Source organism: Mycobacterium sp. 1274756.6, assembly GCF_001668625.1.
In the GTDB taxonomy this organism is placed as follows: domain Bacteria; phylum Actinomycetota; class Actinomycetes; order Mycobacteriales; family Mycobacteriaceae; genus Mycobacterium.
This window is the reverse complement of record NZ_LZLJ01000060.1, coordinates 1-14,269: the sequence shown is the minus strand read 5'-3', so window position 1 is coordinate 14,269 and position 14,269 is coordinate 1. Positions and strand designations below refer to the sequence as shown.

The 14,269-nt window shown below is 66.4% G+C and carries 14 protein-coding genes; 11 read left to right on the top strand and 3 right to left on the bottom strand.

All coding sequences use genetic code 11. The features are described 5' to 3' along the window. The first annotated feature begins 3 nt into the window (after positions 1–3). The 3 genes from A5643_RS07790 to A5643_RS07780 are packed head-to-tail and all read left to right on the top strand — an operon-like array spanning position 4 to position 2,418. On the top strand, positions 4–915 hold the full coding sequence (locus A5643_RS07790; RefSeq protein WP_286143647.1) for a crotonase/enoyl-CoA hydratase family protein: 912 nt from the start codon (positions 4–6) through the stop codon (positions 913–915). A gap of 10 nt (positions 916–925) precedes the next feature. Further along, complete coding sequence (locus tag A5643_RS07785) at positions 926–1,651, top strand: PaaX family transcriptional regulator C-terminal domain-containing protein (protein ID WP_066853641.1); 726 nt, start codon at positions 926–928, stop codon at positions 1,649–1,651. Further along, positions 1,651–2,418, top strand: a complete 768-nt coding sequence (locus tag A5643_RS07780; protein ID WP_066853639.1) for a crotonase/enoyl-CoA hydratase family protein — start codon at positions 1,651–1,653, stop codon at positions 2,416–2,418. The genes A5643_RS07785 and A5643_RS07780 overlap by 1 nt, the downstream gene beginning before the upstream one ends. Before the next feature lie 76 nt (positions 2,419–2,494). On the opposite strand, the gene A5643_RS07775 is transcribed toward A5643_RS07780, so the two are convergent. Further along, positions 2,495–2,866, bottom strand: coding sequence for a DUF3060 domain-containing protein (locus A5643_RS07775; protein WP_353612562.1), 372 nt, complete (start codon positions 2,864–2,866; stop codon positions 2,495–2,497). Positions 2,867–2,877: 11 nt separating this feature from the next. Beyond that, positions 2,878–3,255, bottom strand: coding sequence for a DUF3060 domain-containing protein (locus A5643_RS07770; protein WP_066853840.1), 378 nt, complete (start codon positions 3,253–3,255; stop codon positions 2,878–2,880). Positions 3,256–3,428: 173 nt separating this feature from the next. Here A5643_RS07770 and A5643_RS07765 point away from each other — a divergent pair, with 173 nt between their 5' ends. The 6 genes from A5643_RS07765 to tuf all read left to right on the top strand — a co-directional run bounded on the left by A5643_RS07765 (position 3,429) and on the right by tuf (position 9,968). Then, positions 3,429–4,001 (top strand): TetR/AcrR family transcriptional regulator, encoded by a 573-nt coding sequence (locus tag A5643_RS07765; protein ID WP_066853637.1) that lies wholly within the window; start codon positions 3,429–3,431, stop codon positions 3,999–4,001. Between the two features lie 146 nt (positions 4,002–4,147). Beyond that, positions 4,148–5,287: a mechanosensitive ion channel family protein gene (locus A5643_RS07760; protein ID WP_231995496.1), complete on the top strand. Its 1,140-nt coding sequence runs from the start codon at positions 4,148–4,150 to the stop codon at positions 5,285–5,287. Positions 5,288–5,532: 245 nt separating this feature from the next. Beyond that, the gene (gene rpsL, locus A5643_RS07755) at positions 5,533–5,907 is read left to right on the top strand and encodes a 30S ribosomal protein S12 (RefSeq protein WP_066853635.1); all 375 of its coding nucleotides are present in this window, start codon (positions 5,533–5,535) and stop codon (positions 5,905–5,907) included. Beyond that, on the top strand, positions 5,907–6,377 hold the full coding sequence (gene rpsG / locus A5643_RS07750; protein ID WP_066853633.1) for a 30S ribosomal protein S7: 471 nt from the start codon (positions 5,907–5,909) through the stop codon (positions 6,375–6,377). The genes rpsL and rpsG overlap by 1 nt, the downstream gene beginning before the upstream one ends. Before the next feature lie 72 nt (positions 6,378–6,449). Next, positions 6,450–8,555: an elongation factor G gene (gene fusA, locus A5643_RS07745; protein WP_082948805.1), complete on the top strand. Its 2,106-nt coding sequence runs from the start codon at positions 6,450–6,452 to the stop codon at positions 8,553–8,555. 222 nt (positions 8,556–8,777) lie between these two features. Continuing rightward, entirely contained in the window at positions 8,778–9,968 is a 1,191-nt protein-coding gene (gene tuf / locus A5643_RS07740) for an elongation factor Tu (RefSeq protein ID WP_066853631.1), read from the top strand. Positions 9,969–10,141: 173 nt separating this feature from the next. Here tuf and A5643_RS07735 read toward each other — a convergent pair whose 3' ends face one another. Beyond that, entirely contained in the window at positions 10,142–10,975 is an 834-nt protein-coding gene (locus tag A5643_RS07735) for a phthiotriol/phenolphthiotriol dimycocerosates methyltransferase (protein ID WP_066853629.1), read from the bottom strand. Between the two features lie 713 nt (positions 10,976–11,688). Between A5643_RS07735 and A5643_RS07730 the strand changes: the two genes are divergently transcribed. Both A5643_RS07730 and A5643_RS17690 read left to right on the top strand, forming a co-directional pair. Continuing rightward, positions 11,689–11,919, top strand: a complete 231-nt coding sequence (locus tag A5643_RS07730) for an MbtH family protein (protein ID WP_066853626.1) — start codon at positions 11,689–11,691, stop codon at positions 11,917–11,919. Beyond that, on the top strand, positions 11,900–14,269 hold a 2,370-nt coding region (locus tag A5643_RS17690), incomplete at its 3' end, for an AMP-binding protein (RefSeq protein ID WP_156628629.1). The genes A5643_RS07730 and A5643_RS17690, both read left to right, overlap by 20 nt.

Genomic DNA, 14,269 nt, shown 5'->3' with positions numbered 1-14,269 from the left:
GCCGTGGACCTCGCCGACCTCACCACGATGACCTACGAGGTGACCGACCGCGTCGCGCGCATCACCTTCAACCGGCCCGAGAAGGGCAACGCGATCATCGCCGACACCCCACTGGAACTGGCGGCCCTGGTCGAACGCGCCGACCTGGACCCCGACGTGCACGTCATCCTGGTCTCCGGGCGCGGCGACGGCTTCTGCGCCGGGTTCGATCTGGGCGCCTACGCCGAGGGGTCCTCATCGGCCGGCGGGGACGCCCACGCCGGCACCGTGCTCGACGGGCGGGTGCAGGCGCAGAACCACCGCCCGGATCGGCCCTGGGATCCGATGCTCGACTACCAGATGATGAGCCGGTTCGTACGCGGGTTCTCCGCGCTAATGCGCGCGGACAAACCGACCGTGGTCAAGATTCACGGCTACTGCATCGCCGGTGGCACCGACATCGCGCTGCACGCCGACCAGATGATCATCGCCGCCGACGCCAAGATCGGCTACCCGCCCACCCGGGTGTGGGGGGTGCCGGCCAGCGGGCTGTGGGCCCACCGGCTCGGTGACCAGCGCGCCAAACGGCTGCTGTTGACCGGGGATTGCCTCACCGGCGCGCAGGCCGCCGAATGGGGGCTGGCGGTCGAGGCGCCCGACCCGGCCGATCTCGACGAGCGCACCGAACGACTGGTGGCCCGCATCGCGGCGATGCCGGTCAACCAGCTGATCATGGTCAAACTCGCCCTCAACGCCCCGCTGCGCGAGAAGGCGACCACCAGCGCGATGCTGAGCACCGTGTTCGACGGCATCGCCCGCCACACCCCCGAAGGGCACGCGTTCGTCGCCGACGCCACCGAACGCGGCTTCCGGGAGGCGGTCCGCAGCCGCGACGAACCCTTCGGCGACCACGGCCGCCGCGCCTCGCAGGTCTAGGCGGGCTCGGATGCCCAGCCCGCACCCGCGCCTCACCGCCCGCTCGGTCGTGCTGTCGATGCTGCTCGGCGCGCACCCGGCCTGGGCCAGCTCGGCCGAATTGGTCCGGCTGGCCGCGGAATTCGGGATCAAGGAGACGACGCTGCGGGTGGCGCTGACCCGCATGGTCAGCGCGGGCGACCTGATCCGCTCCGCCGACGGGTACCGCCTCGCGACCCGGCTGCTGGCCCGCCAGCGCCGTCAGGACGAGGCGCTCGACCCCCGGGGCCGGGCCTGGTCGGGCCAGTGGACCACGTTGGTGATCACCAGCGTCGGCAACGGCGCCCGCACCCGCGCGGCGCTGCGCACCGCACTGCAGCACGGCCGCTTCGGTGAACTGCGCGAAGGGGTTTGGCTGCGCCCGGACAACCTGCAGACCACCCTCGACGACGCGACGCTGCGCCAACTTCGGGTGCTGACCGCCCGCGACGACGACCCGGCCGAACTGGCGGGCCGGCTGTGGGATCTGCCGGGCTGGGCGCAACAGGGCGAGGAGATCCTGGCCTCAATGACCCACGCCCCGGACCTGCCGGCCCGGTTCACCGCGGCCGCCGCCGCGGTGCGCCATCTGCTTGCCGACCCCGTCCTGCCCGACGAATTGTTGCCCGCGCACTGGCCGGGATCCCGACTGCGCGCCGCCTACCGGGAGTTCGCCGCCGAGTTCGGCGGGCGCCGCGCCCTACCCCTGGAGGCATGATGAGCACCGACTCCGTCCTGGTGGAGCACCGCGGGCCGGTCACCACCGTGATCATGAACCGCCCCGCCGCCCGCAACGCGGTCAACGGACCGATGGCCGAGCAGCTGCACGCCGCGTTCGCCGAGTTCGACCGCGACGACGACGCCGCGGTCGCGGTGTTGTGTGGGGCGGGCGGAACCTTCTGCGCCGGAGCCGATCTCAAAGCGTTCGGCACACCGCAGAGCAACCGGGTGCGGCCCGACGGGCCCGGACCGATGGGCCCGACCCGGATGACCCTGTCGAAACCGGTGATCGCCGCGGTCAGCGGCTACGCGGTGGCGGGCGGGCTGGAACTCGCGCTCTGGTGCGACCTGCGCGTCGCCGACGACGACGCCGTGTTCGGGGTGTTCTGCCGCCGCTGGGGAGTGCCGCTCATCGACGGCGGCACGGTCCGGCTGCCCCGACTCATCGGGCAGAGCCGGGCCATGGATCTGATCCTCACCGGCCGGGCGGTCGACGCCGCCGAGGCGCAGGCGATCGGGTTGGCCAACCGGGTGGTGCCGGCCGGGCAGGCCCGCACGGCCGCCGAGACACTGGCCGCCGAGCTGGCGGCGCTGCCGCAGCAGTGCCTGCGCGCCGACCGGCGCTCCGCGCTGAACCAGTGGGGCCGCCCCGAACCCGAGGCGATGGCCGACGAGCTCGCCAGCTTCGCCCGGGTGGCCGGGGAGGCCGTGCACGGCGCGGGGCGGTTCGCCGCCGGCGCGGGCCGCCACGGCGCCCCGGGCTAGCGGCGCCCGCCACGGCGCGCCGGGCTAAAGGCCCCCGACACGGCGCGTTAGCGGCGCCCGCGGCGGACCCGCCGGGCTACTCGCTGCGGCTGACGGTGTTATCGGTTCCGGACCGGTTTACCGCCGGGTCTCCGGCGCGGTAGGTGACGGTGTTGTTGAGCCCGCTGACCGACAACTCGCGCTCGACCCGGGCGATGCGGACCCGGTTGTCGGCGCCGCCGACCGACACGGTGGCGCACACGCCGGTCACCGCCAGCGTGTTGTTGGAGCCGGTGACGCTCAACGAACCACCTTCGCCGCAATCCAATTCGGCGGTGGTGCCCACCGCGTCGTAGCCGGCTGTCGTGCCCACCGGTCCGGTGGGGGAGGACCCGGAGCCACCGCCGCAACCGGCCAGCGCGGCCGCGACGCCGACCCCGATGACAACCGCCCGAAGAGCGCGCAGCACCGGCGCCCTACTCAGGCGGGGATGCGCTGCAACCGGTTGGCCATGCCCAACTCCCGGCCCCGGTCGATCAGCGCCGGCTCACCGTTGTGGAAGAACACCGTCTGGTCGATACCGAAGACGGTGATGTCGTTGACGACGGTGTCGGCGATGATCGTGTTCGACGACCCCTGCACGGTGATCGCCCAGCAGCTGCCCACCACGTTGATGATGTTGTCCGAGCCGAGCACGTAGAGGGTGGCGTCGTTGCAGTCGACGGTCTGGCGGATGCCCTGGCCGACGATGTGGGTGTCGCCGTAGATCGCGTGTGCGGCCGGCGCGCTGACCACCGGGCCGACCAGCGCGGCGACCGTGAACGCGGCCAGACCGATCGCGGCCGCGCCCGCCCGAATCCGTTTCACCGCCGCACACCTCCACGTCGCCTCGGCCATGAGCCACTGTGAGCTTACGTCCCCGCTTCCCGGCCGTGGCCGACTTGGTCAACCAACCCCGAAACGGCGTCCACTAGAGTTCAGTGCTGAACGCGGTGACCCGCCCCCGGCGCCGCAACCGGAGAGTGAGTGTCATGGCAGCGCGGTCGACCAAGTTGAGCCGCGACAGCATCGTTCACGCCGCGCTGACCTTCCTGGACCGGGAAGGCTGGGACGCGCTGACGATCAACGCGCTCGCCACCCAGCTGGGCACCAAGGGCCCGTCGCTGTACAACCACCTCGACAGCCTCGAAGACCTGCGGCGCAGCGTGCGCATGAACGTCGTCGACGACATCATCGCGATGCTCAACCAGGCCGGGGCGGGCCGCGCCCGCGACGACGCGGTGCTGGCGATGGCCGGCGCCTACCGCAGCTACGCCCACCACCACCCCGGCCGGTACTCCGCGTTCACCCGGATGCCGTTCGGCGGCGACGACCCCGAGTTCACCGCCGCCACCCGCGCCGCGGCCGCGCCGGTGATCGACGTGGTCGCCTCCTACGGGCTCGACGGGGAGGAGGCGTTTCACGCCGCGCTGGAGTTCTGGTCGGCGATGCACGGCTTCGTGCTGCTGGAGATGACCGGCGCGATGGACGGGATCGACACCGACGCGGTATTCACCGACATGGTGGTGCGGTTGGCCGCCGGGATGGAACGACGCAGCGGTTAGCCGCGTTGTCCAGCGACTCTGCTGGATTCGGCGGTCTCCCCTAGACTCGCGGGAGCGTCCGAACGACCGACCCCGACTCGCGGGAGCTGATATTCGTGCTCGACGATTTCGAGCTGGACACCGTTTTCGCCCTGAACGCCTTCGCTCTGGATTCCGAAACGACGACCACCAACCTGCAGTCCGCCACCCGGCTCGCGGTGGTGCTGGCCTGGGTGGGCGGCGCGGTCGTCGGCGCGTACCTGCTGGGCTGGGCGCTGTCGTGGCTGATTCAACGCGCCGGCCGGCGCAGCGGGCTGATCACCGACCTGACGGCGCTGACCCGGCGACCGTTCCGCGCGACGTTGATGGTGATGGCCGCCACCGCCGCGGTGGCCGCCACCGTGGACGGCGCCGTGTCCTGGCGTCCCCGCGTCGACCACCTGCTGCACATCCTGATGATCGCCGCGGTCACCTGGCTGTTCGCCAGCCTGGTGATGGTCGCCGAGCGGCGCGCGCTCGCCCGCCTGTCGACCGGCAAGGCCCACCTCGCCGACGGTGACCGGCGACGCAAACGGATCCGCACCCAGGTGACGACGCTGCGCCGGTTGGCGATCGTCATCATCGTGGTGCTGGGCGCGGCCACCGCGCTGATGACCTTCCCCGGCTTCACCCAGATCGGCACCACGCTGTTCGCCTCGGCCGGGGTGCTCTCGGTGGTCGCCGGTCTGGCCGCCCAGACCTCGCTGGGCGCGGTCTTCGCCGGGATGCAGATCTCGTTCTCCGATGCCATCCGCGTCGACGATGTGGTGGTCATCGAGGGCGAGTTCGGCCGCATCGAGGAGATCACCCTGACCTACGTGGTCGTCGAGATCTGGGACCAGCGCCGCCTGGTGCTGCCGACCACCTACTTCACCACCACCCCGTTCGAGAACTGGACCCGCAACGAGACCGAACTGTTCGGCACGGTCGAGTTGGACGTGGACTTCACCGTGCCCGTCGACGAGATGCGCGCCGAACTGGACCGGCTGCTCGCCGAGAACGACCTGTGGGACGGGCGCGCCGGGTCCTTGCGGGTCACCAACGCCGTCGGCGGCTACCTGCGGGTGCGGCCGATGGTCAGCGCGGCCGACGCCGACGCGCTGTTCGTGCTGCGCTGTGACGTGCGCGAAGGCCTCATTGACTGGCTGCAACGCAACCATCCCGGGGCGTTGCCGCGCTACCGGGTGGATCAGCCCGACGCCGGTGACTGGGACGAACTGGTGGGCGTCGGCGCCGACCGCTCCGCCGGTGATGGCCGCCGGCGGTAGGGGAGCGTCCCCTGCTGCTTTGACCTGCCCGACCAGCGGCGGGTATCGTAGTAACTCGTGCCTGGCCGCCTTCGGCGCCTCGGGTCGCCGCAAGGTGCGCTGCCGGGCCGATTCGTGTGTCCATTGCGCAACGGATGAATTCCGCGGCCGGTGCATGCGACGCACCCGGTCACAGGCGACTGCGGCGGGGATAACTGCAGGACAACATACTTCAGGAACAACGGAGCGACACAGGAAGCCGGTAGATGCCAACCATTCAGCAGCTGGTCCGTAAGGGGCGCCGCGACAAGCCCGCCAAGGTCAAGACTGCGGCGCTCAAGGGCAGCCCGCAGCGCCGCGGCGTGTGCACCCGCGTGTACACCACCACCCCGAAGAAGCCGAACTCGGCGCTGCGCAAGGTGGCGCGTGTGAAGCTGACCACCGGCGTCGAGGTCACCGCCTACATCCCCGGCGAAGGCCACAACCTGCAGGAGCACTCGATGGTCCTGGTGCGCGGCGGCCGGGTGAAGGACCTGCCCGGTGTGCGCTACAAGATCATCCGCGGCTCCCTGGACACCCAGGGCGTCAAGAACCGCAAGCAGGCACGCAGCCGCTACGGCGCCAAGAAGGAGAAGAGCTGATGCCGCGCAAGGGTCCCGCCCCGAAGCGTCCGCTGACCAACGACCCGGTCTACGGGTCGCAGCTGGTCACCCAGCTGGTCAACAAGGTGCTGGTGCGCGGCAAGAAATCCCTGGCCGAGCGCATCGTCTACGGCGCGCTGGAGCAGGCCCGCGACAAGACCGGCACCGATCCGGTGATCACGCTCAAGCGGGCGCTGGACAACGTCAAACCCTCGCTGGAGGTGCGCAGCCGCCGGGTCGGTGGCGCCACCTACCAGGTCCCGGTCGAGGTGCGCCCGGACCGCTCCACCACGCTGGCGCTGCGCTGGCTGGTGAGCTTCTCCCGCCAGCGTCGGGAGAAGACCATGGTCGAGCGGCTGGCCAACGAGATCCTCGACGCCAGCAACGGCCTGGGTGCGGCGGTCAAACGCCGGGAGGACACCCACAAGATGGCCGAGGCCAACCGGGCGTTCGCGCACTACCGCTGGTGACCGTCCGCGCCGCCCGCGGGCCGGCGCACTGGAAGACCATCGTCAACTAATCGAAAGAGTGGGAAGACTTCTGTGGCACAGAAGGACGTGCTGACCGACCTGAACAAGGTCCGCAACATCGGCATCATGGCGCACATCGACGCCGGTAAGACGACGACGACCGAGCGGATCCTGTTCTACACCGGCGTCAACTACAAGATGGGCGAAACCCACGACGGCGCCTCCACCACCGACTGGATGGAGCAGGAGCAGGAGCGCGGCATCACCATCACCTCCGCCGCGGTGACCTGTTTCTGGAACGACAACCAGATCAACATCATCGACACCCCCGGCCACGTCGACTTCACCGTCGAGGTGGAGCGCAGCCTGCGGGTGCTCGACGGCGCGGTGGCCGTCTTCGACGGCAAGGAAGGCGTGGAGCCGCAGTCCGAGCAGGTGTGGCGTCAGGCCGACAAGTACGACGTGCCGCGGATCTGCTTCGTCAACAAGATGGACAAGCTGGGCGCGGACTTCTACTTCACCGTCGGCACCATCCGGGACCGCCTCGGTGCCAAGCCGCTAGTCATCCAGCTGCCGATCGGCGCGGAGAACGACTTCGAGGGCATCGTCGACCTGGTCGAGATGACCGCCAAGGTGTGGCGCGGCGAGACCAAGATGGGCGAGACCTACGAGACGGTGGAGATCCCCGCCGACCTCGCCGACAAGGTCGAGCAGTACCGCGGCGAGCTGCTGGAGGCCGTCGCCGAGACCGACGAGGCCCTGCTGGAGAAGTACCTCGGCGGTGAGGAGCTCACGGTCGAGGAGATCAAGGGCGCCATCCGCAAGCTCACCGTCTCCAGCGAGATGTACCCGGTGCTGTGCGGCAGCGCGTTCAAGAACAAGGGCGTGCAGCCCATGCTCGACGCGGTCATCGACTACCTGCCCTCCCCGCTGGACGTGGAGTCGGTGCGCGGGCACGTGCCCGGCGACGAGTCCGAGGAGATCTTCCGCAAGCCGTCGGTCGACGAGCCGTTCTCGGCGCTGGCGTTCAAGATCGCCGTGCACCCGTTCTTCGGTCGGCTCACCTACGTGCGGGTCTACTCCGGCAAGGTCGAGTCCGGCGCGCAGATCGTCAACTCCACCAAGGGCAAGAAGGAGCGGCTGGGCAAGCTGTTCCAGATGCACTCCAACAAGGAGAACCCGGTGGAATCGGCCTCGGCCGGCCACATCTACGCGGTCATCGGGCTGAAGGACACCACCACCGGCGACACCCTCTGCGACGCCAACAAGCAGATCGTGCTGGAGTCGATGACCTTCCCGGACCCGGTCATCGAGGTGGCCATCGAGCCGAAAACCAAGAGCGACCAGGAGAAGCTGTCGCTGGCGATCCAGAAGCTCGCCGAGGAGGACCCGACCTTCAAGGTGCACCTGGACCAGGAGACCGGCCAGACCGTGATCGGCGGGATGGGCGAGCTGCACCTGGACATCCTGGTCGACCGGATGCGTCGCGAGTTCAAGGTCGAGGCCAACGTCGGCAAGCCGCAGGTGGCCTACCGCGAGACCATCAAACGCACGGTGGAGAACGTCGAGTTCACCCACAAGAAGCAGACCGGTGGATCCGGACAGTTCGCCAAGGTGATCGTCACCATCGAGCCGTTCGTCGGCGAAGACGGCGCCACCTACGAATTCGAGAACAAGGTCACCGGTGGCCGCATCCCGCGCGAGTACATCCCGTCGGTCGACGCCGGGGCGCAGGACGCGATGGCCTACGGTGTGCTCGCCGGCTACCCGCTGGTGAACCTCAAACTCACCCTGCTCGACGGTCAGTACCACGACGTCGACTCCTCGGAGATGGCGTTCAAGATCGCCGGTTCCCAGGTGCTCAAGAAGGCCGCTGCCGCCGCGCAGCCGGTGATCCTGGAGCCGATCATGGCCGTCGAGGTCACCACGCCCGAGGAGTACATGGGCGACGTGATCGGTGATTTGAACTCCCGCCGCGGCCAGATCCAGGCCATGGAGGAGCGCAGCGGAGCCCGCGTCGTCAAGGCGCAGGTGCCGCTGTCGGAGATGTTCGGCTACGTCGGCGACCTGCGGTCGAAGTCTCAGGGCCGGGCGAACTACACGATGGTCTTCGACTCCTACGCCGAGGTTCCGGCGCAGGTGTCGAAGGAGATCATCGCGAAGGCGACGGGCGAGTGAGCATGCGAACGAGCGCGGCGCAGAGCCGTGAGCACAGCGAAGGCGACGGGCGAGTAAGCATGCGAACGAGTTCCGGAGCCGAGCCGGTGAGCACGGCGAAGGCGACGGGCGAGTAAGCGCAGCAGACCCACCCGGAGTAACCTTGCCCGGTCACCACCGCGGCACAACTGAAAACATCAACCCTGCTGTAACAGGCACCGACAAGTCCAGGAGGACACAGAAGTGGCGAAGGCTAAGTTCGAGCGGAACAAGCCGCACGTCAACATCGGGACCATCGGTCACGTTGACCACGGCAAGACCACCACGACTGCAGCGATCACCAAGGTTCTGCACGACAAGTTTCCGGAGTTGAACGAGTCGCGGGCGTTCGACCAGATCGACAACGCGCCGGAAGAGAAGCAGCGCGGCATCACGATCAACATCTCCCACGTGGAGTACCAGACCGACAAGCGGCACTACGCCCACGTCGACGCCCCCGGCCACGCCGACTACATCAAGAACATGATCACCGGTGCCGCCCAGATGGACGGCGCGATCCTGGTGGTCGCCGCCACCGACGGCCCGATGCCGCAGACCCGCGAGCACGTGCTGCTGGCCCGGCAGGTCGGGGTGCCCTACATTCTGGTCGCCCTGAACAAGTCGGACATGGTCGACGACGAGGAGCTGCTGGAGCTCGTCGAGATGGAGGTCCGCGAGCTGCTGGCCGACCAGGACTTCGACGAGGAGGCCCCGGTCATCCGGATCTCGGCGCTGAAGGCCCTCGAGGGCGACCCGCAGTGGGTCAAGTCCGTCGAGGACCTGATGGAGGCCGTCGACGAGTCCATCCCGGACCCGGTGCGCGACACCGACAAGCCGTTCCTGATGCCCGTGGAGGACGTGTTCACCATCACCGGTCGTGGCACCGTGGTGACCGGCCGAATCGAGCGTGGCGTGATCAACGTCAACGAGGACGTCGAGATCGTCGGCATCCGCCCGGACACCACCAAGACCACCGTCACCGGTGTGGAGATGTTCCGCAAGCTGCTCGACCAGGGTCAGGCCGGTGACAACGTCGGTCTGCTGATCCGCGGGATCAAGCGTGAGGACGTCGAGCGCGGCCAGGTCGTGGTCAAGCCCGGCACCACCACCCCGCACACCGAGTTCGAGGGCCAGGCCTACATCCTGTCCAAGGACGAGGGTGGCCGGCACACGCCGTTCTTCACCAACTACCGTCCGCAGTTCTACTTCCGCACCACCGACGTGACCGGTGTGGTGAGCCTGCCGGAGGGCACCGAGATGGTGATGCCCGGTGACAACACCGAGATGAGCGTGAAGCTGATCCAGCCGGTCGCCATGGAGGAGGGGCTGCGCTTCGCGATCCGCGAGGGCGGCCGCACCGTCGGCGCCGGCCAGGTCACCAAGATCATCAAGTGACTCGGCGCCGGTAGGCGTTAAAAAACCCCCGCACGCCTCGCGTGCGGGGGTTTTTTACGCTTCGGAGGTGGGGGTGGCTTCGGGCGGAGACGACCAGGAAAGCAGCCGCCCCATCTCCCTGCCGGGCGATGGGGCGACTTTTCCATCTGGTCTGTGGGGGCCAAAGACAGTCGTCACGGCTCCTTGACGAAACTGTACATCCGGTATCGGAACTTGCCGTCTCGCATGAACGCGTAATTTCTGCGCATGACGTTGAAGCGATGAGCCTGGGCCCGTAACGCTCGGGGTATAAACCGCTCGATGACGTCGTCCCATAACGGCAGGGCTTCTTCAAGGCCGCGGGTGACCTGCTCGCTGATGTCCTGCTGCGAGGTCATTACCAGAGGTGCGTTGGCGAGTGCCGCTTCCCAGTCGGCCACAGCTTTGTCAGGGCGGAAGTCCGCATAGAGAAAATTTCCGCCGGGCCGTAGTACGCGGCTGACCTCGGCCAGAAACTGCGAAAAATGCGGGTAGACGTGGGATGATTCGAGGTTGATAACGACATCGAAGGCTTGGTCTGGAAACGGTAACCGCTCTGCGTCGCCTTCAACGAAGCTAAGCCCGGCGACCGAGTGTCGCTGCCGACAATAGTCGATGCCTTCGCTGTTCAAATCGAGGCCGGTGTAGGTTGCCGGCTTCAAGGTGCGCGTGAGGTATGAGGCGCCCCCGCCGTGCCCACAGCCGACCTCCAGAACCTCCTTGCCAGCGAGATCTGACTGGGTGGCGACGCGGTGATAGAGCTGGATCGGGAGGCGATTGGGTTCGTCGGCATCTGACAGCGGTACCGCCATCGGAGGGTCTTCCTGGTAGCCGTAGTTGAGGAAGACGAGATCGGCGTCCCTGAGCCTCCTGGTTAGGCGCGGGTAGACGAGCTTGGCGTCGAGGTACTGGTTGAGCCGCGTGAGCCGCCGATTGAGCGCAAGGGCGAGCCACTGAAGAGGCTTCGGATGGGTGGTCAACACCGCCATGGGGTCAGTATGCCAGAGGCCGGCGCGCCATGGGGTTGAAATCCAATGCTACGCAGCCCGACTCGGTTCTTATACCATGCGTGGTCACAACAAGAAATGAAAACGACGATTGTCACGAAGAATCCCTACAAATTGTCACCAAGGGCCCCTGCGAGTCGTGACCGTTGGCAATCTTCGCCACCGGTCGATGCTCCTCGCCCATGCGAGTCCATCGTCATTCGCAAGACGGGCCGTGGAGTCTCGGGTAGACGCCGGTGACCTGGCGCTGGCGCGGAGGGCGGGCATAGCCGGGCGCGGTACCCCGATCCAGCTCAAGGTAAACAAAACCCAGGTCAGCGAGTGTATACGGGTCTGGCGTCGAGATCGGTTACCGCGTAGTCACATTCATCCCATTGACACCAAGGTGTAGCCTGCGTCTAATTGGGGGAGCCTGTCAGGGAACACTCAGACTAGGGGGAGCGGTGGTCCATGCACTTTGCGGCCGCGGCGGCATCGCTTCAGGGGAGTGCCCTCTGTCGCAGCCGGCGGGCCGAGATTGCGGATACGGTCTGCCGGCTCGCCGGTGGCTGAGTCCCGCGCTCCCGGGCCTCCCCGGCGTCGTGATTTCCGGGCCGTCCTGAAACTGGTGCTGTCGCCGCTCAGTTTTGTTAACTGGGTGACACATCGCTGCCAGCACCAGTATGTTGAGAATCATTACCAGGTGAGGAGTAAGGTTGAGTACCAACCCATTTGACGACGAAGACGGTAAATTCTTCGTTCTGGTGAATGATGAAGACCAGCACAGCCTGTGGCCACACTTTGCTGAGATTCCTCCTGGCTGGAGGGCGGTCCATGGGGAAGCTGACCGATCCTCCTGCATGGAGTACATCGAGCACAACTGGCCGGACATCCGCCCGAAGACCCTGCGCGAACGGTTGGCGAAGCATGACGCACGGGGAGAATGAGATCTCCGAAGGGAGTGCGACCGAGGTTGGCGACCAACTTCTACCACTGACCCGCAGCCAGTTAGACATCTGGCTCTCGCAGCAAACTGGTCTCGTCGGCACAGAATGGCAGCTGGGCCTGCTCGGCAAGGTGGACGGGCCGATCAAGCCGGACCTCCTGGAGAGTGCGATCCGCCATACGCTTGATGAGGCCGAGGCCGGCAGGGCGGTCGTCATTGAGGAAGCGGGTCGGGTCGGTCAGCGACCATTTGATTATTCAAATTTTGAACTGGATCTCTATGACTTGACTGACTCGGAGGACCCGGCTGGCACTGCACGCGAACTTGCGTCACTAATCCAGCGAGACCCGATGTCGCTATCCGGTCCGTTGGCGAAGTTCGTATTATTCCAGACGGGTATATCGGAATATTACCTCTTCGGGCTTTGCCACCATATCGCCGTAGACGGATTAAGCATGGCGATGGTCAGCCGCCGAATCGCGGCTGTTTACACTGCGCTCGTCTCTGGCAAGCCGGCTGCACCATCGTCTTTTGGATCCCTCCGTGATCTCGTTAGATATGAAACGGAGTATGAACAATCCGCCGACTACGAAGAAGACCTCGACTACTGGCGAAACAATATTCCACAGGACAGCGGGCTTGACGGCCAGATGCTCTCGGTAGGCAACCATGACGCGTATTCGACATCTGCCACGGTCCAGCTCAAGGTCGGTGTTGTTAAAGGAATCGGTGAGTTAAACAAAAGCTTGCGTATTCGACGCTATTCGGTTATTACCGCGGCATGCGCACTGATGGTGAGATCATGGTCTCGCAATAGCTCGGAAGTCGCATTAGACTTTCCGGTTAGCCGAAGGGTCGGTCAACTGTCCCGGACAATTCCGGGCATGCTGGCCGGTGTCGTTCCGTTGGTGCTCAAAACATCACCGACGGCCACCATCGCAGAGTTTTGTCGATATGTCGACGTTCGCATACGAGAATTATTGCAGCACCAGCGCTTCCCTGTGCGCACCCTTGAGACCGGCGAGGAAGGGCTTTCGGGTATCGGGGCTGCGACTAACCGGGTAGCCGTCAACTTCATCCCAGGTCGGTTGACGCTCGACTTGGCCGGTACTCCAGTAACAGCGTCATACACCAACCACGGCCCCTTGGGGCATTTCGGCTTCTTTTTTCTCGGTGCAGGTGACGAACTTCTCCTCAGCACCGCTGGCGCTGGGCAGCCGTTCGCGGGTCTTGGAGTAGCGGACTTGGGGGAACGGCTGCAGCGCATCTTGACGATAATGGCAGCGAACCCCGATGCGCTGTTGTCCTCGATCGACACGCTGCTTGGCGATGAGGATGCGAGTCTTGATGAGTTCGGTAATCGCACGGCGTTGACTACCGCGCCATCGGTGTGGAAGTCGATTCCGGGGTTGTTTGCCGAGCAGGTGGTGGCGGGCCCGGATGTGGTGGCGTTGCGGTTTGAGGGTCGGTCGTGGACGTACCGGCAGGTGGATGAGGCGTCGAATCGGTTGGCGCATCTGCTAGTTGGTCGTGGTGTGGGCCCGGGTGGCCGGGTGGGGTTGGTGTTGCCGCGTTCGGCTGATGCGGTGATCGCGATCCTGGCGGTGCTCAAAACGGGGGCGGGGTATGTGCCGGTTGACCCGATGGTGCCCGATGAGCGGGTGCGTTTTGTGTTCGATGACGCCGCCCCGACGGTGGTGCTCGCCGACGCCGAGCAGGCGCAGCGCCTCACCGGCATGGGGGTGAGTGCCGCAGTCATCGATGTTGAGGATCCGGTGATCGCTGATCAGCCGGCCACCGCGCTGGCATCGGGGCCGACGGCCGACGATATCGCCTATGTCATCTACACCTCCGGAACCACCGGTGTGCCCAAGGGCGTAGCGGTTGCTCACTCTAGCGTCGTTGCAATGTGTAAGGAGATTTCGGTCGGCGTGGGTTTGGGGCCGGAGCAGGTGTGGTCCCAGTGGCATTCGTTGACCTTCGATGTTTCGGTGTGGGAGGTCTGGGGTGCGTTGCTGCATGGGGGCCGGCTGGTGGTGGTTCCTGAGCAGGTGAGGCATTCGGCCCAGGACTTGCAGGAGTTGCTTGTCGCCGAGCAGGTCACTGTGTTGAGCCAAACGCCTTCGGCGGTGGCGGTGTTGTCACCGCAGGGTCTCGAATTGATGGCATTGATTGTTGCCGGTGAGGCGTGTCCTCCGGAGTTGGTGGATCGGTGGGCGCCGGGTCGGGTGATGGTTAACGCTTATGGACCTACGGAGGCCACGATCTATGCGTCGGTGAGTGCGCCGTTGTCGCCGGGTTCGTCGGTGGTGCCGATTGGGTCGCCGGTGCCGGGGGCGGCGTTGTTTGTG

What these genes read in the sequence shown, in the direction of transcription:
- A5643_RS07785 (WP_066853641.1), top strand. Translation starts at nt 926, where the DNA reads ATGCCCAGCCCGCACCCGCGCCTCACCGCCCGCTCGGTCGTGCTGTCG.
- A5643_RS07780 (WP_066853639.1), top strand. Translation starts at nt 1,651, where the DNA reads ATGAGCACCGACTCCGTCCTGGTGGAGCACCGCGGGCCGGTCACCACC.
- A5643_RS07765 (WP_066853637.1), top strand. Translation starts at nt 3,429, where the DNA reads ATGGCAGCGCGGTCGACCAAGTTGAGCCGCGACAGCATCGTTCACGCC.
- rpsL (WP_066853635.1), top strand. Translation starts at nt 5,533, where the DNA reads ATGCCAACCATTCAGCAGCTGGTCCGTAAGGGGCGCCGCGACAAGCCC.
- rpsG (WP_066853633.1), top strand. Translation starts at nt 5,907, where the DNA reads ATGCCGCGCAAGGGTCCCGCCCCGAAGCGTCCGCTGACCAACGACCCG.
- A5643_RS07735 (WP_066853629.1), bottom strand. Translation starts at nt 10,975, where the DNA reads ATGGCGGTGTTGACCACCCATCCGAAGCCTCTTCAGTGGCTCGCCCTT.